23 protein-coding genes and 1 pseudogene are annotated in these 22,224 nt (G+C 71.7%); 9 read left to right on the forward strand and 15 right to left on the reverse strand.

Translation table 11 applies throughout. From position 1 onward, the window contains the following. Nucleotides 1-52 precede the first annotated feature (52 nt). The gene (locus AQJ46_RS31015; protein WP_059208703.1) at nucleotides 53-1,282 is read left to right on the forward strand and encodes an acyl-CoA dehydrogenase family protein; all 1,230 of its coding nucleotides are present in this window, start codon (nucleotides 53-55) and stop codon (nucleotides 1,280-1,282) included. A gap of 109 nt (nucleotides 1,283-1,391) precedes the next feature. Next, nucleotides 1,392-1,781, forward strand: a complete 390-nt coding sequence (locus tag AQJ46_RS31020) for an SseB family protein (RefSeq protein WP_057617732.1) — start codon at nucleotides 1,392-1,394, stop codon at nucleotides 1,779-1,781. Nucleotides 1,782-2,039: 258 nt separating this feature from the next. On the opposite strand, the gene AQJ46_RS57390 is transcribed toward AQJ46_RS31020, so the two are convergent. The 11 genes and pseudogenes from AQJ46_RS57390 to AQJ46_RS31070 all read right to left on the reverse strand — a co-directional run bounded on the left by AQJ46_RS57390 (nucleotide 2,040) and on the right by AQJ46_RS31070 (nucleotide 11,774). After that, nucleotides 2,040-2,528, reverse strand: coding sequence for a helix-turn-helix transcriptional regulator (locus AQJ46_RS57390; protein WP_225887430.1), 489 nt, complete (start codon nucleotides 2,526-2,528; stop codon nucleotides 2,040-2,042). A 67-nt stretch (nucleotides 2,529-2,595) separates the two neighbouring features. After that, nucleotides 2,596-3,084: pseudogene (locus AQJ46_RS58510) on the reverse strand (AraC-like ligand-binding domain-containing protein); the annotation flags it as partial. 24 nt (nucleotides 3,085-3,108) lie between these two features. Further along, nucleotides 3,109-4,485, reverse strand: coding sequence for an FAD-binding oxidoreductase (locus AQJ46_RS31030; protein WP_059208704.1), 1,377 nt, complete (start codon nucleotides 4,483-4,485; stop codon nucleotides 3,109-3,111). After that, nucleotides 4,482-5,588 carry an acyl-CoA dehydrogenase family protein gene (locus AQJ46_RS31035; RefSeq protein WP_059208705.1) on the reverse strand — a complete coding sequence of 369 codons (1,107 nt, stop codon included), beginning with the start codon at nucleotides 5,586-5,588 and terminating at the stop codon, nucleotides 4,482-4,484. The genes AQJ46_RS31030 and AQJ46_RS31035 overlap by 4 nt, the downstream gene beginning before the upstream one ends. Beyond that, the gene (locus AQJ46_RS31040; RefSeq protein WP_059208706.1) at nucleotides 5,585-6,580 is read right to left on the reverse strand and encodes an ABC transporter substrate-binding protein; all 996 of its coding nucleotides are present in this window, start codon (nucleotides 6,578-6,580) and stop codon (nucleotides 5,585-5,587) included. The genes AQJ46_RS31035 and AQJ46_RS31040 overlap by 4 nt, the downstream gene beginning before the upstream one ends. A gap of 10 nt (nucleotides 6,581-6,590) precedes the next feature. Further along, nucleotides 6,591-7,691 carry an LLM class flavin-dependent oxidoreductase gene (locus tag AQJ46_RS31045; RefSeq protein ID WP_059208707.1) on the reverse strand — a complete coding sequence of 367 codons (1,101 nt, stop codon included), beginning with the start codon at nucleotides 7,689-7,691 and terminating at the stop codon, nucleotides 6,591-6,593. A 19-nt stretch (nucleotides 7,692-7,710) separates the two neighbouring features. Further along, nucleotides 7,711-8,676 (reverse strand): ABC transporter substrate-binding protein, encoded by a 966-nt coding sequence (locus tag AQJ46_RS31050; protein WP_059208708.1) that lies wholly within the window; start codon nucleotides 8,674-8,676, stop codon nucleotides 7,711-7,713. Continuing rightward, nucleotides 8,673-9,389, reverse strand: coding sequence for an ABC transporter ATP-binding protein (locus tag AQJ46_RS31055; protein ID WP_059208709.1), 717 nt, complete (start codon nucleotides 9,387-9,389; stop codon nucleotides 8,673-8,675). Before AQJ46_RS31055 ends, AQJ46_RS31050 begins: the two co-directional genes overlap by 4 nt. A gap of 2 nt (nucleotides 9,390-9,391) precedes the next feature. Further along, nucleotides 9,392-10,246 carry an ABC transporter permease gene (locus AQJ46_RS31060; RefSeq protein ID WP_059208710.1) on the reverse strand — a complete coding sequence of 285 codons (855 nt, stop codon included), beginning with the start codon at nucleotides 10,244-10,246 and terminating at the stop codon, nucleotides 9,392-9,394. Then, nucleotides 10,243-11,082 carry a sulfurtransferase gene (locus tag AQJ46_RS31065; protein WP_059208711.1) on the reverse strand — a complete coding sequence of 280 codons (840 nt, stop codon included), beginning with the start codon at nucleotides 11,080-11,082 and terminating at the stop codon, nucleotides 10,243-10,245. The genes AQJ46_RS31060 and AQJ46_RS31065 overlap by 4 nt, the downstream gene beginning before the upstream one ends. After that, a complete protein-coding gene (locus AQJ46_RS31070) occupies nucleotides 11,079-11,774 on the reverse strand; it encodes an alpha/beta hydrolase (RefSeq protein WP_059208712.1) in 696 nt (231 codons plus the stop codon). Before AQJ46_RS31070 ends, AQJ46_RS31065 begins: the two co-directional genes overlap by 4 nt. Before the next feature lie 316 nt (nucleotides 11,775-12,090). Here AQJ46_RS31070 and AQJ46_RS31075 point away from each other — a divergent pair, with 316 nt between their 5' ends. Next, nucleotides 12,091-13,026 carry a LysR family transcriptional regulator gene (locus AQJ46_RS31075; RefSeq protein WP_079072495.1) on the forward strand — a complete coding sequence of 312 codons (936 nt, stop codon included), beginning with the start codon at nucleotides 12,091-12,093 and terminating at the stop codon, nucleotides 13,024-13,026. On the opposite strand, the gene AQJ46_RS31080 is transcribed toward AQJ46_RS31075, so the two are convergent. The 4 genes from AQJ46_RS31080 to AQJ46_RS31095 all read right to left on the reverse strand — a co-directional run bounded on the left by AQJ46_RS31080 (nucleotide 12,946) and on the right by AQJ46_RS31095 (nucleotide 16,242). Beyond that, entirely contained in the window at nucleotides 12,946-13,848 is a 903-nt protein-coding gene (locus tag AQJ46_RS31080; RefSeq protein WP_059208713.1) for an acyl-CoA thioester hydrolase/BAAT C-terminal domain-containing protein, read from the reverse strand. The two genes, AQJ46_RS31075 and AQJ46_RS31080, sit on opposite strands and share 81 nt — an antisense overlap. A 38-nt stretch (nucleotides 13,849-13,886) precedes the next feature. Further along, nucleotides 13,887-14,276, reverse strand: coding sequence for a MarR family winged helix-turn-helix transcriptional regulator (locus AQJ46_RS31085; protein ID WP_057617721.1), 390 nt, complete (start codon nucleotides 14,274-14,276; stop codon nucleotides 13,887-13,889). A 65-nt stretch (nucleotides 14,277-14,341) separates the two neighbouring features. Next, nucleotides 14,342-14,692 carry a VOC family protein gene (locus tag AQJ46_RS31090; RefSeq protein ID WP_059208714.1) on the reverse strand — a complete coding sequence of 117 codons (351 nt, stop codon included), beginning with the start codon at nucleotides 14,690-14,692 and terminating at the stop codon, nucleotides 14,342-14,344. Nucleotides 14,693-15,210: 518 nt separating this feature from the next. Further along, nucleotides 15,211-16,242, reverse strand: coding sequence for a LacI family DNA-binding transcriptional regulator (locus AQJ46_RS31095; RefSeq protein ID WP_057617718.1), 1,032 nt, complete (start codon nucleotides 16,240-16,242; stop codon nucleotides 15,211-15,213). A 197-nt stretch (nucleotides 16,243-16,439) separates the two neighbouring features. Here AQJ46_RS31095 and AQJ46_RS31100 point away from each other — a divergent pair, with 197 nt between their 5' ends. The 6 genes from AQJ46_RS31100 to crcB (AQJ46_RS31125) all read left to right on the forward strand — a co-directional run bounded on the left by AQJ46_RS31100 (nucleotide 16,440) and on the right by crcB (AQJ46_RS31125) (nucleotide 22,180). Continuing rightward, nucleotides 16,440-18,461, forward strand: coding sequence for a beta-galactosidase (locus tag AQJ46_RS31100; RefSeq protein ID WP_059208715.1), 2,022 nt, complete (start codon nucleotides 16,440-16,442; stop codon nucleotides 18,459-18,461). A gap of 1,059 nt (nucleotides 18,462-19,520) precedes the next feature. Next, entirely contained in the window at nucleotides 19,521-19,808 is a 288-nt protein-coding gene (locus AQJ46_RS31105; RefSeq protein WP_057617716.1) for an ArsR/SmtB family transcription factor, read from the forward strand. A gap of 28 nt (nucleotides 19,809-19,836) precedes the next feature. Next, the gene (locus AQJ46_RS31110; RefSeq protein ID WP_059208716.1) at nucleotides 19,837-20,799 is read left to right on the forward strand and encodes an SMP-30/gluconolactonase/LRE family protein; all 963 of its coding nucleotides are present in this window, start codon (nucleotides 19,837-19,839) and stop codon (nucleotides 20,797-20,799) included. Between the two features lie 165 nt (nucleotides 20,800-20,964). Continuing rightward, nucleotides 20,965-21,420 (forward strand): fluoride efflux transporter CrcB, encoded by a 456-nt coding sequence (crcB, locus tag AQJ46_RS31115; RefSeq protein WP_059208717.1) that lies wholly within the window; start codon nucleotides 20,965-20,967, stop codon nucleotides 21,418-21,420. Next, nucleotides 21,417-21,809 carry a DUF190 domain-containing protein gene (locus tag AQJ46_RS31120; RefSeq protein WP_059208718.1) on the forward strand — a complete coding sequence of 131 codons (393 nt, stop codon included), beginning with the start codon at nucleotides 21,417-21,419 and terminating at the stop codon, nucleotides 21,807-21,809. The genes crcB (AQJ46_RS31115) and AQJ46_RS31120 overlap by 4 nt, the downstream gene beginning before the upstream one ends. Then, nucleotides 21,806-22,180 carry a fluoride efflux transporter CrcB gene (gene crcB / locus AQJ46_RS31125; RefSeq protein WP_059208719.1) on the forward strand — a complete coding sequence of 125 codons (375 nt, stop codon included), beginning with the start codon at nucleotides 21,806-21,808 and terminating at the stop codon, nucleotides 22,178-22,180. The genes AQJ46_RS31120 and crcB (AQJ46_RS31125) overlap by 4 nt, the downstream gene beginning before the upstream one ends. Nucleotides 22,181-22,224: the final 44 nt, after the last annotated feature.

Here is a 22,224-nt window from a genome sequence, read left to right on the forward strand (position 1 = left end):
AATCGCTCGTAACGCAGCACGAACGGACGGCTCCCACACGCCAGGAGGCATCGTGACCGCCGCACCCGAGACAGGCCTCACCGAGCGGGAGATCATCGAACGGGCCGTGGCCCTCAGGCCCGCGCTGCTCGCACGCCAGGCGGAGACCGAACGGCTCACGCACTACCCCGAGGACACCCACGACGACTTCCTGAGGGCCGGCTTCTACCGGATCCTGCAGCCGCGCCGCTACGGCGGCCACGAGTTCGGCCTGCCCGTGTTCTACCGTGTGGTCGTCGAGATCGCCCGCGGCTGCCCGTCCACCGGCTGGGCCCTGTCCCTGACCGCCGCCCATGTCCTCCAGGCCTGCACGGTCTTCGACGAGAAGGCCCAGGACGAACTCTTCGGAACCGACGGCGACTTCCGGGCCGCCTCCACCGTCGCGCCGGTGGGCATCGCACAACCCGACGGCCCCGACCACGTGATCCTCGACGGCACCTGGCCCTACTCCTCGGGCGCCCCCTACTCCACGCACTACCTGGGCCAGACCCTGCGCGCGGGCAGCCCACCGGGCCCACCCGTGCTGTTCGTCGCCCCGCGCTCGGCGTGGACGGTCCTCGACGACTGGCGGGGCGCTCTCGGTCTGCGCGGCACCGGATCCAACAGCATCCGCATGGACCAGGCCCGTGTCCCCGCGCACTTCACATGGGAGACGAGCCTGCTGGACCTGCCGGTGGAGGGCGGCAGCGTCGGCTCCAAGCTGCACGGCAACCCGATGTACGCGGGACGCGCGCCCAGCTTCTTCCACGGCGAGCTGGCCGCCGTGATGATCGGCATCGCGTACGCCGCCGCCGACGAGTACGCCCGGATCGTCGCCGCCCGCCCCCTGCTCCTGGAGCCCGACCGCACCCGCGCCGACCTGCACGACTACCAGCGCCACCTCGGCGAGGCCCTCGGCGTGATCCACCTGGCCGAGGCGGCCCTCAGGCAGACCGCCGAGGACTGGATGGAGGCCTGCCGCCGCAACGTCAGCGGCGAGGCACCCTTCACCGCGGTCGAGGACAACCGGCTCGCGCTGACGTTCCTGAACGCGGGGCGTATGGCGTGGGACGTCCTCCAGGGCATCCTGTTCCGCACCGCGGGCTCCCGCCACGCGCGCGACGGCGAACGGATGCAGCGCTACTTCCGGGACGCGGCCACGTACTGGACCCATGTGGGACCCAGCATGTACGAGCCTCTCCTGCGGCGGGTCGGATGCGACACCCTCGGTCTGCCCTCGGAGCACATCTCGCTGATTCCCTGACGTCCCGAACGCATGCTCTCGGCACGCTCGGGTACGCGAGCAGGACCGCGCCCCGGGCGATCATGTCCGTGGGCGGGGCCGCACGACCGCCGCTACCAGGGGATCTGCCATGGACACACCCGCCAATGACAACACCGCCACACCGGCCCAGCGGGCGCTGGACGCGCTGACGCAGAACACCGAGGACGCGACGGCGCTGGACACGCTCGCGACCAGCGACGTACTCATTCCGGTGCCCGACGACGCCGCCGACGAGGACACCACCGTGGCGCTGCCCGTGCTGGAACAGCAGGACGGCGCTCCCGTGGTGCCCGTGTTCACCTCGGAGACGGAGATGGCCGAACTGCTTCCGTTCGTGTCCCGCTACCGTCTGGTTCCGCTGGGCGCGCTCGCCGCGCAGTGGCCGGACGGCGATCTGTCACTCTCGATCGACGCCAGCTCCACGCATCCGCTGACCCTCACGTCCGAGGGCGTGCGCACACTGCTGGCTCGGCCCTAGCGCTGATCACACAGTGGGGCCCGGCCACCACATGCGACGGAGGGGGAGCGGCCGGGCCCGCAGAGGGGTGCGGACCTCTTCCCGCCGCCGCACCCCGGTTCTCGCATGCGAAAACAGAGATGAGCGGCGCCGACCCTGCTCATCCCCGGCGCGCTGTGCGATCACCGTGACCCGACCATAGGACCGATCCGGCAGGCCGTCGCTCCGGAATACGTGGCGCATGTCCGCAAAACGCGGCGGATAGGCGGACGTAACGGCTCACGCGGCGCGCAGTGTCTGCGAGGGTGACTCCCCGTAGCGCTCCCGGTACCGCCGCGCGAAGCGGCCCAGATGGACGAACCCCCACGCGTGAGCCACTTCCGTCACGGTCGTCGTGCCCGGCGTCGCCGCCCGCAGCTGCCGGTGGACGCGCTGGAGTCGTACCTCGTGGACGTATGCCATGGGCGACATGCCGACATTGCTGCGGAAAGCTTCCTGCAGTGTGCGCAGACTGACCTGGGCGATGGCCGCGAGCCGGTTCGCGTCGTACGGCTCGGCGGGCAGCTCCTGTACGGCGTCCATGACCCGCTTCACCGACGCCGGGCGCATCGGTGGGGGAGGGGCCTCCAGCGCGTCGCGGAAGGTGTGGTCGGTGGCCAGCAGCATTCCCTCCAGGAGGGTCTGTTCGAGACGGCCGCGGATCATCGGATGGCTCAGCAGTCCGAGCGGGACGTTCCGCTCGAGCAGGTTCCACATCGCCAGGCGCATCCAGCTCAGGCCCCCTGGAGACGTCCATGTACGGCCCGAAGCGCGGCGGGCGCCGCACCGACCGGCCCAGCAGCACCTCCAGTTGCCTGAGCACGGCCGCCTTTTCGATCTTGACGGTGAGTGCCTGGCAGTCGGCGGACCAGTTGTCGATGTGGATCTTCCGCGCCGGATCGAAGACCAGCGCCCGCTGCTCGGTCGCGAAATCCGTGACCCGGTGCCCCTCCTGGACGCTGAAGCAGCCGCCGAAGGGCACGGCGACGTGGTACACGCCCGGCTCGCCGAAGCTCATCGGCATCTCGGTGCCGAAGCGGACGTCGCCCACAGTGAGCGCGCCGAGGTCGACGACGCTGAGGCTGGTCTCGAACTCCGTGGCCCGGCCGACGACTTCGAGACGCATGTCGTAGTAGTGGGCCGCGATCGCGTCGTGCGCCTCCTCCAGGGAGTTCGTCGCGTAGCTGTGGAACCCGGCGGCCCGGTCCTCTCCCACGGCCAAGGCGTCCACCACCTTCCCCGCTCGGCGTCTGCTGTTCAACATGACCCGCGGACGGGCGGTCATGCCGGTCAGGAGCGGACGCGGGTTTCACAGCGCCTTTCCGGGGTTGAGAATGCCCCGCGGATCGAACACCTCCTTGATCCGGCGCTGCAACGCGTGTACGGCGGACCCGAGTTCCTCGGCCACCCACTGCCGCTTGAGCACGCCCACCCCGTGTTCGCCGGTCAGCGTGCCCCCGAGCCTGAGCGCCAGCGCGAAGATCTCTCCGGCCGCCTCCCACGCGGCATCCGGCAGCCGGTCCAGGTCCGGGTCGACGACGATGATCGGGTGCAGGTTGCCGTCCGCCGCGTGCGCGAGGGTGAACACCGGAACGTCGTGCCGGGCCGAGATCGCCCGGATCTCCCGCACGGCCTGAGCGAGCCGGGACCGCGGCACCGCGATGTCCTCGATCAGCGGCCGGCCCAGCCGCTCCAGCGCGGGCAGCGCCAGCCGGCGGGCAGCCAGCAGCGCCTCCGCCTCCGCGGGATCCTCCGTCGTCTCCACCGTCGAGGCGAGGGGCCCGAGCAGCCGGGCGACGGCTGCCGCCTCGGCCGCCGCACCCGCCCCGTCGCACTGCACCAGGAGCAGCGCGGCCCCCCGCTCCCGCAGCGCCGGGTCGATGGCGTGCAGCACGGGCCCGTCGACGAGCTCGGCCAGCGCGGGCTCGACACCGGCCCGGGCGATCGCGTACGACGCCTCGGCCGCCGCCTCGAAGGACGGGAAGTACGCGGCGAGCGTGGCCGTCGCCATGGGAACCGGCCTGAGCCGAAGCGTCGCCGCGGTGATCACCGCGAGGGTGCCCTCCGAGCCGGTCAGGAGCGCGGTGAGGTCATAGCCGGTGACCCCCTTGACCGTACGACGGCCGGTGCCGATCACCGTCCCGTCGGCGAGGACGGCCTCCAGACCGAGCACGCTGTCCCGGGTCACCCCGTACTTCGCGCACCGCAGCCCGCCCGCGTTGGTCGCGATGTTCCCGCCGATCGTGGACAGGGCCGCACTCGCCGGATCGGGCGCGTACCGCAGTCCGTGCGCCCCCGCCGCCCGGTCCAACTCGGCGGTGATCACGCCTGGTTCGACGACGGCGAGCTGGTCGTCGGCCGAGAGTTCGCGGATGCGGTTCATCCCGGAGAGATCCAGCACCAGGGCGCCCTCGTCCGCCGTCGCCCCGCCCGACAGCCCGGTGCCCGCGCCCCGGGGGACGACCGGGACCCGCAGTTCGTGGGCATGCCGCAGCGTGACGGTCACGTCCTCCCTGCGCCGGGCACGCACCACCGCCAGCGGCTCGCCGGTGGGCCGGGTGCCCGAGCGGTCGGTGGCGTGGGCGGCGAGCACGCCCGGGTCCGTGCTCAGCCTGTCGGGCGGCAGATCGCGGGCCAGCAGCCCCAGGAAGCGCGCCGACACGGTGGTGTCCTGCGTTGCCGTCATGGGTTCAGCGCCTTCGTTCCGATCGTGAGCAGGGAGATGTCCTCCTGGGGCGCGTGCACCGGCGCGCACTGGATGTCCCGGAAGTGCCGCTCCAGAGGATTGCCACGGGACAGCCCCGGATTACCCAGCAGCCGTACCGCCAGCTCCACGGCCCGCACACCGTGCCGGTCCGCCAGCACGCGGGCTCCCAGGGCCTGTTCCGGCGCGTACGACGTGTCGCCGGTGTCCAGTTTCGCGGCACCGTCGAACACCAGCTGCTCGGCGGCGGCCAGCAGCACCTCGATCTCCCCGGCCGTACGGCGGAAGCGCTCCGTACGGGCCACCGGGTGACCGAGGTTGGCGGGCACGCGCGCGTGGGCGAAGGAGTGGAACAAGGACTGCGCGGCCCGGGCGACACCCAAGTAGAGGGCAGCGAGAGGGAGATGGAGGGCGGCCCCGGCCCGGTTGTCCTGCTCGGCGGCAGGGCCGTGCGGCCCGATCCCGATCACCTGCCCGTGCGGTACCTCCACGTCCCGGAAGGTCACGTCGTGGCTGCCGCTGGCCCGCAGCCCCAACTGGTCCCAGCGGCCGGTGATCTCGATGCCGGGCGAGCCGCCGGGCACCAGGAAGGTGCCCACGCGCGGCTCGTCCTCGTCGGTGGTCGCCCACACCAGGAACCAGTCGAGCCCCTCGGCCCCCGTCACGAACCGCTTGGTGCCACTGATCGCCCACCCGTCCGCCGTACGCCTGGCGCGCGTCGCGGGCAGTCCGCCCCGGGCGGGGGACCCCAGATCGGGCTCCACGCGCGCGTGGTTGAGCAGCACGGGACGCTCGAAGGACTCCTTCACCACGCGCGCGTACAACTCCTCGGGCCAGTGCGGCTGTACGGCCTGACGGGCATGGCCGGCGAGCGTCATCGCCGCGATCAGGGCGACGGACGGGTCGGCCCGGCCCAGGGAGTGCAGGATGCGGGCGCTCTCCTCGACGCCCGCGCCCCCGCCGCCGTACTGCTCGCCGATGGTGGCGGTGAGCAGGCCCGCTTCGTGGGCGATGCGCAGGGACTCGGCCGGAAACGCGGCCGTGCGGTCGTACTCCGCGGCCAGGTCCGCGATGCGCCCGGTCACAGGGCCTTCTCGAGATCGGTGTTCAGTTCGGTCGTCCAGAACGTCTTCACGTCCAAGTGCTCCTTCAGCGCTCCGAGTTCGGTGAACACGTCCGCGACCTTCTGCTGCGAGGCGATGGTGTCGGCGCCCACCGTGCGGGCCTGCGTGGGGCGTTGTGCCTGGGCGTCCGTGAGGTCCTTCCTGGCCTGGGCGAGGGGCTGGTGGGTGGCGTCGGCGGTGACCTGCGCGAAGCCGTCGAGGTGGCCGTCGCGGACGTAGGCGTACGCCTTGGTGATCCGGGCGATCAGGTCGGCGGCGGCGGCCTTCTGCTCCGGACTGTTCAGCACGCTGTCCCGCGCCGACCAGAGGAAGTTGCCGGACAGGATGTCCTTGCCGGAGCCGACCGTCCTGGCGCCCTGCTGGTGGGCGGTGATGATCGAGGTGCCGTAGGAGGCGAAGGCGTCGATGCCGCCGCCGTTGAGGGCGGCCAGGCCGTCGTTGGGGAGGAGGGGCTTGGCGTCGACGTCGGACCACTTCAGGCCCGCCTGCTTGAGCAGTTCGTAGAGGAAGTAGTGGGCGGTGGTGTTCTGGACGTAGCCGATCTTCTTGCCCTTGAGGCCGGCGATGCCGGTCACCTTCGAGCCCTTGGGCACGACGACCTCCTGGTTCAGGGTCGCGCCCTTCTGCACGGCGACGACCTTGAAGTTCGCGCTGCCGTCGGCGGCGGCGAAGACCGGCGGGATCTCGCTGGAGGAGGCGAGGTCGAGGGCGCCCGCGCGGATGGCTTGGAGCTGCTGGTCACCGCCCTGGAAGAGGCTCCATTTGATCTTGTACGGGGTGTGGTCGAGACCCGCGTATTTCAGGACGGCCTCCTCGGCCTTCCAGCCGGTGGCGCCGACTGCGAGGGTGACGGTGGAGGACTCCGCCTGCGCGTCGGTCCCGCAGGCCGCGGCGAACGGCAGGAGCAGGGCGAGGGCGGCGGCGGACGTGCGCAGGGAACGTCGGAACAACACGGGGTCTCCATCAGGCGGCTTGGCCGGTGGCGGCGCGGTGGGCGAGTTCCTGCCGCACGAGCGGCAGGACGTGACGGGCGTAGTCGATGGCGTCGTTGAGCGGGTCGTAGCCGCGGATCGACAGCAGATCGCAGCCGATGTCGACGTAGTCGAGCAGGGCCTGCGCCACGGTCTCCGGAGAGCCGACCAGGGCGGTGGACGCGCCGGCCGCGTTGGTGGCGACCGCCGGAGCGGTCCACAGGCAGCGGTCGTGGACCTCGCCCCGCTCGGCGATGTCGAGGAGGCGCTGCGAGCCGACGTTCGCCGGGCGCCCGGTGGTGCGGTAGTGCCGCAGCAACTCGGTGTTGCGCGCCTGGTCCTTGAGGACGCCGAGCGTGCGGTGCGCCTTCTCCCAGGCCAGTTCGTCGGTGGGCGCGATGATCGGGCGGAACGACACCCAGATACGGGGGTGGGGGCGACCTGCGGCCTCGGCGACCGCGTTCACGGCGGCGATCTGTTCGCCGGTTTCCTTCAGCGGCTCGCCCCACAGGCCGAAGATGTCGCCCTGCTGTCCGCCGACCCGGTACGCGTCCGGCGAGGAGCCGCCGACCGAGATGGGGATCAGCCCGTTCACCGGCTTCACGTCCGAGTAATAGCCCTCGAACCGGAAGTGTTTGCCCTCGTGCGAGACCGGCCCGTCGGACTGCCACACCTTCCTCAGGATCTGGATGTACTCGTCCGAACGCTCGTACCGCTCGGCCTTGTTGAGATAGTCGCCCTCCCTGCGCTGTTCCTCGTCGCTGCCCCCGGAGATGATGTGGACGCTCAGCCGCCCGTCGCTGATCCGGTCCAGCGTGGCGAGGGCACGGGACGCGTGCGTGGGGAAGACGACGCCCGGCCGGTGGGCCAGGATCGGGCGGATGCGTTCGGTGTGGGTCGCGACGAACTGGGCGACCTGGAAGGCGTCCGGCGACGCCGAGTGATAGGCGACCAGGGTGTGGTCGAAGCCGCCGTCGTCCAGGGCACGGGCGTACCTGCGCAGATGGTCGCGGTCGAAGCCGGTGCGGCTCGCGGCGGCGGGCCCTGAGGCTCCGGAGTCGGTGTGGACGGCACTGATGAACTCGACAGGCATGAGGGCTCCTGGTTGAGACCTAGTGGAGAAGGGACGTGTCGGCCGACTTCGCCACGTCGACGTTCGGCTCCAGGACCCCGATCCCGTTCATGAGGTCGGCCACGTCCTGAACGGTCCTGTTCACGTCGTCGGTGATCGGCAGGACCTTGCTGTACGCCGCCGAGGCCAGCGTCGTCGCCACGGAGGCGTCGGCGCCGTTGCGGGTCTCGATGGCCTTGGCGTAGGCGTCCTGGTGGGTGCTGGTCCATTCCAGGGCGGTACCGAGCCGCCTGAGGAAGTCGGCGAGCGCGGCCTTCTTCGCAGGGTCGGCGAGGGCCTGGTCGGAGGCGCCGATGAAGCCGTAACCGCTCACCCGGCCGTCGGCGCCGTCCACGAGCAGCTTGCCGCCCTGCTCCAGGCCGACTGCCTGGTAGACGCCGAAGGTCGCCCAGGCCTTGATCTTCCCGGAGGCGAAGGCGGCCTGCGCGTCGGTCGGCAGCAGGTACTGCACCTTCACGTCCGAGTAGCGGAGCCCGTTCTGCTGGAGCGCATTGGCCAGCAGGTACTCGGCGATGCTGCCCTTCGCCGAGGACACCACGACCTTTTGGCCCTTGAGGTCCTTGACGCTGTCGATGCCGGAGTCCTTGCCCACGACGATGCCGACATGCCGGCCGTCGTTCTTCAGAGCGGCCACGTTCTTGAACTTCACCCCACCGCTGAGCGCCTGGAGGGCCGGGAGATCCGCGGAGTACGTCGTGTCGGCGGCGCCCGCCTGCACGGCCTGGTAGAGCGGGGCCGCGCCCTCGAACTCGGCCCACTTCACCTTGTACTTGGCGCCCTTGAGGGCGTCGGAGGCGGCGACGATGGTCTGGAGGGTCTTGGCCTGGTCGCCGATGACGAGGGTGCCGTCCTTCGACGAGGCGTCCGCCGAGGAGTCCGCGCCGCAGCCGGTCAGCGCCAGCAGGGCGGACAAGCTCAGGGCGGCGGCTGCGATTCTGCGGATCACGACGGGGTTCCTTCCAGCGTACGGGTCACGCCGAGCCAGTTCAGGAGGCGGGCGCGCAGGGAGACGAACTCGGGGGCGGTCAGGTCGCGGGGGCGGGGCAGGTCGACGGTGAGTTCGTGCGCGATGCGGCCCTCGTCCATCACCAGGACCCGGTCGGCGAGCAGCAGCGCCTCCTCCACGTCATGGGTGACCAGGAGAATCGCGCAGCCGTGCCGTTGCCACAGCTCGGCCACCAGCTGCTGCACCCGGCCCCGGGTGAGGGCGTCGAGGGCGCCGAACGGCTCGTCCAGGAGCAGCAGTTCGGGCTCGCGGACCAGGGCGCGGGCCAGGGAGACGCGCTGGGCCTGGCCCCCGGAGAGCGTCTTGGGCCACACGGAGGCCCGGTCGGCGATGCCGACCTCGGCGAGGGCCCGCTCGGCCAGGGCACGGTTCGGACGCCCGGGAAGCCCGAGGACGACGTTGCGCCACACCTTCAGCCACGGCAGCAGCCTCGGCGACTGGAAGGCGGCACTGCGGCGGGCGGGCACGGTGACCTCGCCGCCGATCTCCTCGTCGAGCCCGGCGAGGATCCTGAGCAGCGTCGACTTCCCGCAGCCGCTGTGGCCGAGCAGGGCCACGAACTCGCCCTCCCGGATGTCGAGATCGAGTTCGTGCAGCACGGTGTTGCCGTCGAAGGCCCGCGAAAGCCCCCGTATCTCCACACTGTCGGCCATGGCTAAGCCTCACCCTCGAAGTTGGCCCGCCAGGTCAGCAGGCGGCGCGAAAGGATCCGTACGGCGAAGTCACAGGCGAGCCCCAGCAGCGCGTACACGACGAGGCAGAGCACGATGACGTCCGTGCGGAAGTACTGCTGGGCGTTGCTCATCAGATAGCCAAGCCCCGCGTCCGCGTTGATCTGCTCGGCGAAGACCAGCGCCAGCCAGGCGGTGGACAGCGCGTACCGGAGCCCCACGAGGGCGCCGGGCAGCGCGCTCGGCAGGATCACGTAGGTGATCAGACCCAGCCTGCCGAGCCCCATCATCCGTGCGGCCTCGACGAGTTGGGAGTCGGTGGAGCGGATGCCGCCGTAGATGTTGAAGTACAGCGGATATGTCACGCCGAGCGCGACGAGGGCGATCTTCGGCGTCTCCTCGATGCCGAACCAGACGATGAACAGCGGGATCAGACCCACCCACGGGATCGCCCGGAACATGCCCATCGAGGAGTCGATGACGTCCTCGCCGAGCCGGAACAGCCCGGCGAGCAGGGACAGGCTCAGCGCGATCGTCGCTCCGATGAGGAAGCCGGTCGCCGCGCGACGGCCCGAGGCGGCTATGGCGCTGGGGAGTTCGCCGTTCCTCGTCAGCTCCACAGCCTGTTTCAGCACGTCGACCGGCGAGGCAAGGACGGACTCCGGGAGGACCCCGGTGGCCGAGGTGAGGAACCAGAGCAGGACGAGACCGACGGGGCCGGCGGCCCTCCGCACGGAACGGGGGATCGTGACACGGCCACCCGTCTTCGCGGTCCCGCGGATGGTGATCCGGGCGGGCTTGTCCAAGGTGGTGGGCAGCGGCGGCGAATGCGTCGTCATGGCCGGTTTCCCTTCGTGGCCGGGCGGTCCGGGTCGGCGGACCACGCGGACCAGGAACCGGGGAAGAGGGTTGCTTCGAACCCGGCGATCTCCAGCGCGGCGATCTGGTGGGCGGCGGTGACGCCCGAGCCGCAGTACACGCCGATCCGGTCCGCCGTACCGGCACCCAGCTCCTCGAACCGCTTCCGCAGCTCCTCGGCCGGCCGGAAGGTGCCGTCCGCGGCGAGGTTCTCCCCGGTCGGCGCGGACACGGCGCCCGGGATGTGACCCGCGCGCGGGTCGACCGGCTCCACCTCCCCGCTGTACCGCTCGCCCGCCCGTGCGTCCAGGAGCAGCCCGAAAAGGGGGAGGCCGGCGGCTTCCTCCGCATCGAGAACGGAGAGCGCGTCCGCGCGCAGGACGACGTCACCCGGCGACGGATCCGTCGGAAGCCCTGACTCCAGGGGCAGTCCGGCGGCCCGCCAGGCACCGAGTGCCCCGTCGAGCAGCGTCACCCGGTCGAGCCCCGCGCTTCGCAGGAGCCACCAGGCCCGAGCGGCGGCCGTGTTGCCCAAGTCGTCGTAGATGACGACCGGTTGTCCCTCGCGAACGCCCCAGGCGCGTGCCGCCTGCTGAAGGTCCCCGATCGCGGGCAGCGGATGCCGGCCGCGATCGGGGCTCGGGGCGGAGGCGAGTTCCGTGTCCAGGTCGACGTAGACCGCGCCCGGGATGTGACCCTCGGCGTAGTGCTCGCGTCCGTGCGGATCGCCCAGCGCCCAGCGGACGTCCAGCAGGGTCGGGGGAGTGGCGGAGGCGAGCTGCCGGCGGAGCTCCGCGACGGTGGTCGTGACGGTCATGCCCGCTCCTCGGCGATCAGCGGAAGGTCGGGGGACAGGCGCAGCCGCTCCAGGAAGAGGACGACCGTGGCGGCGGCGGTGCGGTGCAGGGCGTCGTTGAGGACGTCGTGCCGGCCGCCGTTGAACAGGACCGTCCGGACACCCGCGTACGCGGCGAGGGCCTTCTCGACCGGGCTCACCATGTCGTCCTTGCCGTGCAGCGCCAGGACGGGGACCTGAACCCGGTCGAGGTGGAGTTCGGGCAGTTCCGGGGCCGAGTCGAGCGCGCCCCGCCGGAAGTGCGGGTCATGCGCGAGACGCCCCTGGTGAGTGGGGCAGCCGGTACGGGCCTCGACCTCGGCCTCCCAACTCCCCGACGTCCAGGGGGAGGTGGGCAGACCGACGAGGATCAGGGCGTCGACGCCGGGCGTGCGCTCGGCGGCCAGCCGGGCGGCGTACAGCGCGCCGGTGTCGGAGCCGACCAGCACCTTCGGGCCGGGCAGCGACTCGTCGGCGAGGAGCTTGGCCGCCTCGTCGAGCACGGCCGGATCGGCGGACGCGTCGCCGAGGGCGCGGACCCGGTAGGCGTCGAAGGCGAGCCGTCGGCCGAAACGCTCGTACACACCGCCGTGTTCGCCACGGCCGGCCAGCACGATCACGGTGCCGCGCGCGGCGAGACCTTCGGGTTCGTGCCAGGAGAAGGATGAGGGCATGAGGGGGTCAGCTCCCGTTTCAGGGCAGGGGGCATCCGTACGGAAAGGAGCAGCCGGAGACGGCTGTCACGTGTCAGCGGGAAGAGAGCGCGGCCGACTCGGGCCGCGAGGAGGGGTTGCGGAGGATCAGCGACAGCGCGCGCTGCACGCCACGCCGAAGTCGATGACTCGGCGCTGCGTCAGAAGGGCAGCGGAAGCGGTCGCGTGCAACATGCGTTCATCATGACCGGCCCTGACGCACCGCGTCCAACGACGATTCCGCATCGAAACCGATCAGGGATCGCGATCGATCGCGCCGAGCGGTTAGGGTCACGGCATGCCCCAACCCGTCCTGGACATCGTGGCCCTGCGCAGCCTGACCGCGATCGCCGACTGTGGCGGCTTCCATCGCGCCGCCCTGGCCCTCACCCTGAGCCAGTCCGCCGTCAGCCAGCACGTGCGCAAACTCGAGAAGGTCCTGGGGCGGCCCGTCGTCGAGCGCGAGGGACGCGGTACCCGTTTCACCGCCGAGGGGCGCCTGCTGCTCGAACAGGCCCGCCGGATCATCGCCGTCCACGACGAGGCCGTACGCACACTCCTCGGTGCCGACGGCGACACCGTCACGATCGGTTCCACCGAGCACGCCGCCGACCAGTTCCTGCCCCGGCTGACCGCCGCCGTCGAGGCGGTACGGCCCGGCTGCCGGGTCCGCTTCCGCATCGACCGCTCCGCACGGCTCGTCGAGGCCGTGGAGCGCGGGAGCGTGGACGTCGCGGTGTACGTCACCGAGGCCGCCGCGACCGAGGGCACTCGTGTCGGCGGCCTGCCGCTGACCTGGCACGCCGTGCCCGGCTGGGAGCCGCCGCGGGCGCCCGCTCCGGTGCCGCTGGTGGCCATCGAGGACCCGTGCGCGATCCGCCGCCGGGCCATCGCGACCCTGGCCGCGCGGGGCGTGCCCGCCACGGTCGTCGGAGACGCAGGCTATCTGGCGGGCGTCCTGGACATCGCCCGTACGGGGCAGGGGGTCGCGCTGCTGGCGGCGGTCGGCCCCGCCCCCGACGGGCTGACTCCCTGCGAGGGGCTGCCCGAGGTCAGCCCGATCCCCATGAGCGCGCTCGCCCGCCCGGGCGCGGACCCGGCAACCGTCGAGGCAGCCTTCGCCGCCGTACGGGAGTTGTTGGTGGAGGGCGTGTCAGCCACTTACGGAGACGGAAGCGGTCCCCGTGGCACCGAGCGCGTCGATGACGGGCGCCCAAGCGGTCTCGCCGAGTGAGGCGTCGGCGTGCGGTGTTCCGCCGTAGCGGAATGTCTTCGAGGACTCGGCGGGGCCCTCGCCGGGGAACCGCGGCCGGTGTCCTGCGTCGTCATGGCTGATCAGGCGAATCGAGCCGCCGGCCGCGCGACGTCGGGCGGCCAGTTGTTCCGCATACCGCAGGGAGGGCCACATCGCGTCATCACCACCGGCGATCAGCAGCACGTCGGCGCGCGCCCGCTCCACCGGAATCGCGGCGCCCTCCCGGTGTGTGGCGAAGGTCTGCTCGCTGAGGTCGTACCACCCGCCGATGGCCACCGGGCCGTCGGCCCGCTCCGCCGGTCGCCAGGAGTCGTCCATGGGCACGAAAGGCAGCGGCCGCCCACGCCAGGTCCAGGAGGAGCGATACGGATGCCGACGGCCGTCAAGGCCGGGCCCCACGTTGCACCAGACCAGCGCGGTCGGAGACACGGCGACGACCACGTCCACGAGCGGCTCGTGGACCGCCGTGAGCAGTGCGGCCTCGGCGCCCTTGGACACGCCGAGCACGCCGACGTGCTCCACTCCGCGAGACCGCAGCAGGTCCACTCCCGCGACGAATGTCTCCAGGGGGACCTCGCAGATCCCGGCCGGCTGGCCGGGCCCGCCGAACCAGCGGATGGCCAGGGCGACAAGGCCCTGCTGGGCCAGAAGGCGCGCTCGCCCCCGGTCGACACGACCGCTCGATCCCGCCAGGACCAGGACCCCGGCGCCGCTGCCCGCGGCCGGCTCCAGCAGGACGCCTTCCCAGGGAGTCGTCACCTCGTGCTCGACGATCTCCGACACGCTCTCTCCGTCACGCATGCGCGGGGTCCGCGTCTTCGATCACCACGCAGGCGTCCCTAGCCGTCGAGCATCTTCGCCAACACTCCGCGCTGCAGCGGCAGCACTTCGGAGTGCAGGTCACGGCCCTTGCGGGTGAGGGACACCCATACGCCACGCCGGTCCTCCACGCACATGGACCGCTCCACCAGGCCGTCCTTCTCCAGACGGCCGATCAGCCGGGACAACGCGCTCTGACTCAGATGCACCCGCCCGACGAGGTTCTGCACCCTGCACTGGTCGCCCTCCCGGGGCGACTCGGTGGCGAGGATGTCGAGCACCTCGAAATCGCTCGCTCCCAGCCCGTGCGGGTGCAGCACGCGGTCGATCTCGCACATCGTGCGCGCGTGCACCGCCAGGATGTCCCGCCACCGCTCCTCGAGGCCGGTCGAGACCGTGTTCACCGCCATACCTGCACGGTAACACCGATGCGGCCATTTGTTTACTGTGCAACTAGTGCATACGCAAGAAAGCGTCAGGCCTGTGGATCCTGAGTGATCCCGACCAGGTTGCCGTCCGCGTCCTTGACGAAGGCGATCAGCTTGCCGCCGCCGACGTCCTGGACGTCCTGCAGCGTCTCGGCACCGGCCGCCACCAGCGCCGCGAGCGTCGCCCGGATGTCGTCGACGTGCCAGTACGGCACGGGGCCGGTCATGCCCCGGGCGTGCCCGTTCGGGTCGAGGCCGACGTCCTGTCCCGCGTCCTTGAAACCGACGTAGTACGGCTCATCCGTATACGGTTCCACCCCCAGCAGCGCGCTGAACAGGGCCTTCGCCGCGGTCAGGTCCTTAACGGGGTAGATGATCGTCTTGAGGCCGGCGGTCATGGCGTGCTCCTTCGTGAGGTTCCCGACGGTCGGTGTCGGTGGTTTCACGCTAGGCCGGGGGAGGGCAGGCGCGCTTCTCCGATCCTGATCGGTCACTGCCCGCCGGAGACGAAGGCGCCGGGTCAGGTTGTGGTGAGCGCGTTCCGGCGCACGGTCGCCCGGTCGCGGGGCCGCGTTCTCTTGTACGGCTCGCCGGGCGCCGCCGCGTCGGGCTCCGCACGCCGACTCGGTGATCGCGGACGCTTGCGCGCCGACTCTTGCGGACCGCTGCATGCAGAACTGACACGTCCGCCGGGGCTGCCCCGGTCTCGCCCGTCCCGACCGTGTGATCGTCCACGTGCGGGCCGACCTGGCCGCCCCCCCGAACCGCCCGCAGCTACCGGCGCCCGCAGCTACCGGCGCCCGCACCTACCGGCGCCCGCAGCTACCGGCGCCCGCACCTACCGGCGCCCGCTCCGACTGTCCGCGGCCCTGCCGAATTCGTGGCGCCGACCACCGGCCCGTCCCGAAGCCCCGCCTCAGGTCGACTCGCGCCGGACCAGCTCTGTCGGCAGGATCACCGCTGCCGGATCCTCTCCACCCAACTGGGCCAGCAGCACCCGCACCATCTCGGCGCTGATGCGGTCGTAGGGCTGGCGGATCGTGGTGAGGGGAGGGGTGGCCTCGGTCGCCGCGATGGAGTCGTCGAAGCCGCCGACGGCCACGTCCTCGGGGATCCGGCGGCCCGCCCGGCGCAGTGCCGTCAGGGCGCCCAGCGCCATGAGGTCGGAGGCGACGAACACGGCGTCCAGGTCCGGAGCCTGCGCCAGCAGCCGTTCGGCGCCCGCCTCCCCGGCGGCCCGGCTGTAGTCGCCGGAGACGACGAGCCGCTCGTCGATCCCGACGCCCGCCTCCGCCAGCACCTCCTTGTAGCCGGCGAGACGGTCGACACCGCCCGGCGAGTCCAGCGGGCCGGTCACGATGCCGATCCGGCGGCGGCCCAGGGACAGCAGATGGCGCACCATGTCACGGGCGCCGTCGCGGTCGTCCGCGGCCACGTAGCTCACCTTGGAGCCGGACCTCATCGGCTTGCCGCACTGCACGACGGGTACGCCCGCCTTGTGCAGTTCCTCGGCCACCGGGTCGGCGGAGTGGCTGGTGACCAGCAGCACGCCGTCGAGGTGGCCCGCCGTGATGAACCGCTTGATCCGGCGCCGCTCGTCCTCGGTGCCCGCCAGCATCAGCAGCAGGGGGATGTCGTGCGCGGCCAGCGCCTGGGTGCAGCCGCGCAGCAGCACGTTGAAGTTGGGGTCCTCGAAGAAGCGCTCCTGGGGCTCCGTGAGCAGGAAGCCGACCGAGTCGGAGCGGCCGGTGATCAGCGAGCGGGCGTGCCGGTTGACGACGTAACCCGTCTTGCGGATGGCGGCGTTGACCGCCTCCAGGGCGGGCGGGCTGACGTAGTGTCCGCCGTTGAGGACGCGCGAGACGGTGCCCCGCGAGACCCCGGCCTCGCGGGCCACGTCGTGGATCGTCGGTGGTCTGCGCCGGCCCCCCGCATTGTTCATGGTCAAGACTCTAAGCCCCTGTGGGCGGCACGAGGGTGCTCGAGCGGCGGGACGGCACAGGCGGGATGCGACCGTTCTGGGATCGTGCACAGAAAAGTCTGCTGTAAGGCACTTGGCAAGGGTTACCTCTGTACGGTTATCTTGGGCCGCACACTTCTGGAGCCGTGTGTGCACGTTCCCAACGATTCGAAACGGGAGAGACCATGCCGGAGACCACCCCCAGGGGCCTCACCAGGCTCGCCTTCGGCGGGGACTACAACCCGGAGCAGTGGCCCGAGAGCGTCTGGGACGAGGACGTCCGTCTGATGCGCGAGGCCGGGGTCACCATGGTCAGCGTAGGGATCTTCTCCTGGGCGCTGCTGGAGCCGGAACCGGGCGTGTACGACTTCGGCTGGCTGGACCGGATCCTCGGCCTGCTGCACGAGAACGGCGTCAGGGTCGACCTCGGCACGCCCACGGTCGTCCCGCCCGCCTGGTTCTACCGCGCCCATCCCGACGCACTGCCGGTCACGGCAGACGGCACCCGCCTGGCGTTCGGCTCGCGCGGCGCCATCTGCCACAGCAACAGTGCCTACCGGGCGGCCGCCGCGGACATCACCACGCGGCTCGCCGAGCGTTACGCCGACCACCCGGCCCTGGCGATGTGGCACGTGCACAACGAGTACGGGGTCCCCGTCTCCGCCTGCTACTGCGACTCCTGCGCCGCCCACTTCCGCCGCTGGCTCCAGGCGACGTACGGCGGCGTCGACGCCGTCAACGAGGCCTGGGGCACCGCCTTCTGGGGCCAGCACTACACGAGCGTCGAGCAGATCGACCCGCCGCGTTCCGCGGCCACCGTCGGCAACCCCGGCCAGGCGCTGGACTACAAGAGGTTCGCCGACGCCACCATGCGCGAGAACTTCGTGGCGGAGCGGGACATCCTGCACCGGCTCTCCCCGGGCGTCCCGGTCACCACCAACTTCATGACCGCGCTCAGCCAGTGCGACTCGGTCGACTACTGGGCCTGGGGCCGCGAGGTCGACATCGTCACCAACGACCACTACCTCATCACCGACGGCCGCCGCACCCACGTCAACCTCGCCATGGCCGCCGACCTCACGCGCTCGGTCGCGGGCGGCGCCCCCTGGATCCTGCTGGAGCACTCCACCTCGGGCGTCAACTGGCAGCCCCGCAACCCCGCCAAGGCCCCCGGCCAGATGGCCCGCAACTCCCTGGCGCACGTGGCCCGCGGCTCCGAGGGCGCCATGTTCTTCCAATGGCGTCAGTCGCGGCGCGGCGCCGAGAAGTTCCACTCGGCGATGGTCCCGCACGGAGGCACCGACACCCGCGTGTGGCGCGAGGTCGTCGAACTGGGCGCCTCCCTGGACTCGTTGAGCACGATCCGCGGCACGCGCACCCAGGCGGACGTGGCCGTCCTGTGGGACTGGCACTCCTGGTGGGCGCAGAACCTCGACTGGCGCCCCAGCGAGGACCACGACGCGCGCGAGCGTGCCGACGCCTTCTACGAGGCCCTCTACGACCGTCACCTCACGGTCGACTTCGCTCACCCGGAAGCCGACTTGTCGGCTTATCCCCTTGTCGTCGTACCCGCCCTGTACCTGATGACGGAGGCCGCCGGGGACAACCTCAAGACGTACGCCGAGAACGGCGGCACCCTCGTCGTGTCGTACTTCTCCGGCATCGTCGACGAGCACGACGCCGTCCACGCGGGTGCCCATCCGGGCGCGCTGCGGGACGTCCTGGGCCTGACCGTCGAGGAGTTCTCGCCGCTCCTGCCGGACCAGGTGGTGAGGATCACCGGACCCGACGGCTCCGAGCTCACCGGTGACGTGTGGACCGAGTTCGTCGTGCCGCGCGGCGCCGAGACGGTGTGGACCTACGCCGACGGCCTGGCCGCCGGTCACCCCGCAGTCACCCGGCACCGCCACGGCGAGGGCACGGCCTGGTACGTCTCCACGCGCCTGGCCGCCCAGGGCCTCGACGTGCTGCTCGGCTGGGCCGCCGAGGACGCCCAGCTCCCCTCGCGCGCCGACCTGCCCCACGACGTCGAGGTGGTCCGGCGGAACGGAGAGACCGGTTCCTACGTCTTCGTGATCAACCACACCGCGTCGGAGGTCAAGGTGCCCCTGGACGCGGCGGGCACCGAACTGCTGACCGGCGAACGTGCCGCGGGCCGCCTCGCCGTCCCGGCGGGCGCTGTCCGGGTCGTACGGCTCGACGCCTGAACCGACTCCCCTCCGCCCGCGAGACCACGAGCCGCGGGCGGAGGGGCCTCACCGTTCCTGAGGACTGAGCAGGAGTGAGTCCGCTCAGCCGTACGCCCAAGTCCCCGGCGTACTCGACCCCGGGTCAGCGACACGGACCCTGTCCGTGGGCCAGGCGGGTGCAGTCAGACGCGACGGGGAGGCCCCGAACCATCACGCCGGTGGAGCGGGGGCCCGCACGCCGGCGCCGTACCCTGCGTCCCGGATTGCACGATCCCCCTAGCCCGAACGGACCAGAACGCCGCAAGCCCGAAAGCCGACCATCACACGACCGAGTCAAACCGTCCGCGTGCGCATGCCCCGGCCAACAGCCGGCAACCCCCAGGCGGCGCAAGCCTGCGGGACCGGCCTCACCGCCCGAATCCGCCCGCGATGCGCCTCGGCACTGGGTCCGGGTTCTGCCTCATGGCCCGGATCGGCCACGGGTACCGCATCGGCTCCGGTTCCGGCTGTGCCTCGCGGTCCGAATCGGTCTCATGGCCCGGATCGGCCCCGGGTTCCGGCTCTGCCTCGCGGTCCGGATCGGCCACAAGCCCGCAGATCGGCCTCGCGGCCCGTACCGGCCCGTGTCCCGGACCGAGCCTCGAACCCCGGGTCTGCCCGCGGTGCGGACCGGCCCCGGGTCCCGGCTCTGCCTCGCGGTCCGGATCGGCCACAAGCCCGCAGATCGGCCTCGCGGCCCGTACCGGCCCGTGTCCGGGACCGAGCCTCGAACCCCGGGTCTGCCCGCGGTGCGGATCGGCCCCGGGTTCCGGCTCTGCCTCGCGGTCCGGATCGGCCACAAGCCCGCAGATCGGCCTCGCGGCCCGTACCGGCCCCGTGTCCCGGACCGAGCCCCGAACCCGGACCAGCCCCGAGTCCTCCGGACGCAGCCGTGTTTCGCTCCCCGACCGCCGTGCGCGCCAACAGCCCTTTGTTCCCAGAGGAGTTCCATCTCGGACAAGCTCGCCTACTCCGGGACAGGGCGGCTTCGGCTGCGGGACAGTGGACGCATGCAGAAGCAGGGGCGGAGGGGACGAGATGCTGAGGATCCCGGCCGGCCAGTGGCGTCTGGACATCCTGGAGTGGCTGAAGGACCCGGCCGCACACTTCCCGCCGCAGCGGCACGGTGACCCCGCCCGGGACGGAGTCACCGCCCACGCCATCGCACGCAAGCTCGGCGTGTCCCGCTCCGTCGCGGAGACCCACCTCGGCCTGCTCGTCGACATCGGCCTGCTGCGCACCAGGAGAATCCGGTGGCGCACGTACTACCGTCGCGACGAGATGCGCATCGCCGAGGTGGCGCGCATGTTCGAGAAGGGCTGGTAGCGACCCGCACCGGAAGGGCAGGCACCTGATGGACCGTTCCACCGCACTGACTCCCCGCCACTACATCGCGATCGGCGGCCACGGCCCCGAGGACGTCGTCGCCGACGCCCGCGGCCGGGTCCTCACCGGAGTGGCGGACGGCCGCATCCTGCGCATCGACGGACTGACGGAACCGCTCGCCGCCCGCGTCGAGGTGCTCGCCGAGACCGGCGGCAGGCCGCTCGGCCTCGAACTCCTCCCGGACGGCGCCCTGTTGGTGTGCGACGCCGAACGCGGACTACTGGGCGTCGACCTCGCCGACGGCACTGTACGCGTCATCGCCGATGAGGTGGCGGGGGAGCGGCTGCGGTTCGCCAGCAACGTGGTCGCGCTGTCCGACGGCAGCGTGTACTTCACCGTCTCCAGCCGTCGTTACCCCCTGGACCAGTGGATCGGCGACATCGTCGAACACACCGGCACCGGCCGCCTCCTGCGCCTGGCGCCCGGTGACGACACTCCCGAGGTCCTGCTGGAGGGACTGCAGTTCGCCAACGGCCTCGCCGCGAGCGGTGACGAGTCCTTCCTGGTCGTCGCCGAGACCGGGGCCCGCCGGCTCGCCCGCTACTGGCTCGACGGACCACGGGCCGGACGCGCCGAACCCCTGGCCGAGAACCTGCCCGGCATGCCCGACAACATCTGGCGCGGCGGACCCGACGGCCCGATCTGGGTCTCGCTCGCCGGTCCCCGTGTGCCCCCGCTCGACCTGCTGCACCGTGCCGCCCCACCGGTCCGGCGAGCCGCCGCCCGCATCGCCGTACGCGCCCCCTACCGTCCCACGGGCGGCATCGGCGTCCTCGCGGTCGACGACACGGGCGAGGTCGTCCACCACCTCGCCCGCAACCGTTCCCGCTTCCGCATGGTCACCAGCGTCTGCGAGGCCTCCGGCCACCTGGTCCTCGGCAGCCTCTGGGAGCGCGGGATCGCGCTGTGCGAGCCGCCCGCCGCGAAGTGACCCCGGTGGTGCCCCGGCGTTACCCTGGTCCTCGGTCGCGATCACCCTCGCGGCGCGGCGGTGGGGCCCGCCGTACCCGAACCGCGGCGAAGGCGCCGCCAACGGTCCCTACTTGCGATGGAGCGCGCCCGTGCCCGGGCCCCGGCGAGTAGGAGAGATACGACCATGACAGCCCCGGAGAGCCTCCGTGCCCCCGCCAGATCCGGGCGCCCGTCGCTCTGGCACGGTCAGGCGCCGGTCGTCGCCGTGGTCGCCCTCGGCGGCGCCCTCGGGGCCGCCGCCCGGTACGCCCTCTCCCTCCACTGGCCCACCCCGCCCGGAGGATTCCCCTGGGCGACCTTCTGGACCAATGTCGTCGGCTGTGCCGTCATCGGCGTGTTCATGGTCGTCATCACCGACGTGTGGGCCGCCCACCGCCTGGTCCGTCCCTTCTTCGGCACCGGCGTCCTCGGCGGCTTCACGACCTTCTCGACCTACGCCGTCGACATCCAGAAGCTCGTCGATCACGGCCGGCCGGCCATGGGCCTGGCCTATCTCGCCGCGACGCTGCTCGCGGCCCTCACCGCGGTGTGGCTCGCGTCCACGGCGACCCGCCGCGTCCTGAAGTGGAGGCAGCCATGACGAGGCTGACCGGCAGCGCCCTGCGCGTGACCGTCTACATCGGCGAGAACGACACCTGGCACCACAAGCCCCTCTACACCGAGATCGTGCACCGCGCGCACGCGGCGGGGCTCGCCGGGGCCAGCGTCTTCCGCGGCATCGAGGGTTTCGGTGCCTCCTCCCTGATCCACACCTCCCGGCTGCTGTCCCTCAGCGAGGACCTGCCGGTGGCCGTCGTCATCGTCGACACCGAGACCCGTGTACGGGAGTTCCTGCCACAGCTCGACGAACTCATCACCGAGGGCCTGGTGACCCTCGACCACTGCGAGGTCATCCGGTACGTCGGCCGCGACGGGACCCGGGACGCAAGCCGGGGCAGAACGGGCATGAAGGGTAAGAAGTCGTTGTGAACTGGCTGCTGGTCGTCACGGGCGCCATGGTCGGTGCCCCGCTCCGCTATCTCACCGACCGCGCGGTGCAGTCCCGGCACGACTCGCTCTTCCCCTGGGGCACCTTCGCCGTCAATGTCACGGGCTGTCTGATTCTCGGCCTGCTCACCGGGGCCGTGGCCGAAGGGGCTGCCGGATCCCACCTCCAACTCCTCCTGGGCACCGGTCTGTGCGGGGCCCTGACGACGTACTCGACCTTCTCCTACGAGACGCTCCGGCTCAGCGAGACCGGGGCACGCTTCTACGCCGCGGCCAACGTGGCCGCGAGCGTGGTGGCCGGTCTCGGGGCGGCCTTCGCGGGGGTGGCGCTGGCGCAGGCCGTGTGGGCGTAGGCCTCGACGCTTGTCCGCGTGTAGTAAGACTGTGCCCTCCGCAC

The sequence above is a fragment of the Streptomyces canus genome (genome assembly GCF_001514145.1).
GTDB lineage: Bacteria > Actinomycetota > Actinomycetes > Streptomycetales > Streptomycetaceae > Streptomyces > Streptomyces canus.

What these genes read in the sequence shown, in the direction of transcription:
- AQJ46_RS31070 (WP_059208712.1), bottom strand. Translation starts at nt 11,774, where the DNA reads ATGCCCTCATCCTTCTCCTGGCACGAACCCGAAGGTCTCGCCGCGCGC.
- AQJ46_RS31105 (WP_057617716.1), top strand. Translation starts at nt 19,521, where the DNA reads ATGCTGAGGATCCCGGCCGGCCAGTGGCGTCTGGACATCCTGGAGTGG.
- AQJ46_RS31085 (WP_057617721.1), bottom strand. Translation starts at nt 14,276, where the DNA reads ATGGCGGTGAACACGGTCTCGACCGGCCTCGAGGAGCGGTGGCGGGAC.
- AQJ46_RS31060 (WP_059208710.1), bottom strand. Translation starts at nt 10,246, where the DNA reads ATGACGACGCATTCGCCGCCGCTGCCCACCACCTTGGACAAGCCCGCC.
- AQJ46_RS31045 (WP_059208707.1), bottom strand. Translation starts at nt 7,691, where the DNA reads ATGCCTGTCGAGTTCATCAGTGCCGTCCACACCGACTCCGGAGCCTCA.
- AQJ46_RS31090 (WP_059208714.1), bottom strand. Translation starts at nt 14,692, where the DNA reads ATGACCGCCGGCCTCAAGACGATCATCTACCCCGTTAAGGACCTGACC.
- AQJ46_RS31080 (WP_059208713.1), bottom strand. Translation starts at nt 13,848, where the DNA reads ATGCGTGACGGAGAGAGCGTGTCGGAGATCGTCGAGCACGAGGTGACG.
- crcB (WP_059208717.1), top strand. Translation starts at nt 20,965, where the DNA reads ATGACAGCCCCGGAGAGCCTCCGTGCCCCCGCCAGATCCGGGCGCCCG.
- AQJ46_RS31065 (WP_059208711.1), bottom strand. Translation starts at nt 11,082, where the DNA reads ATGACCGTCACGACCACCGTCGCGGAGCTCCGCCGGCAGCTCGCCTCC.
- AQJ46_RS31100 (WP_059208715.1), top strand. Translation starts at nt 16,440, where the DNA reads ATGCCGGAGACCACCCCCAGGGGCCTCACCAGGCTCGCCTTCGGCGGG.
- AQJ46_RS31075 (WP_079072495.1), top strand. Translation starts at nt 12,091, where the DNA reads ATGCCCCAACCCGTCCTGGACATCGTGGCCCTGCGCAGCCTGACCGCG.
- AQJ46_RS31110 (WP_059208716.1), top strand. Translation starts at nt 19,837, where the DNA reads ATGGACCGTTCCACCGCACTGACTCCCCGCCACTACATCGCGATCGGC.
- AQJ46_RS31020 (WP_057617732.1), top strand. Translation starts at nt 1,392, where the DNA reads ATGGACACACCCGCCAATGACAACACCGCCACACCGGCCCAGCGGGCG.
- AQJ46_RS31120 (WP_059208718.1), top strand. Translation starts at nt 21,417, where the DNA reads ATGACGAGGCTGACCGGCAGCGCCCTGCGCGTGACCGTCTACATCGGC.
- AQJ46_RS31055 (WP_059208709.1), bottom strand. Translation starts at nt 9,389, where the DNA reads ATGGCCGACAGTGTGGAGATACGGGGGCTTTCGCGGGCCTTCGACGGC.
- AQJ46_RS57390 (WP_225887430.1), bottom strand. Translation starts at nt 2,528, where the DNA reads ATGCGCCTGGCGATGTGGAACCTGCTCGAGCGGAACGTCCCGCTCGGA.
- AQJ46_RS31030 (WP_059208704.1), bottom strand. Translation starts at nt 4,485, where the DNA reads ATGACGGCAACGCAGGACACCACCGTGTCGGCGCGCTTCCTGGGGCTG.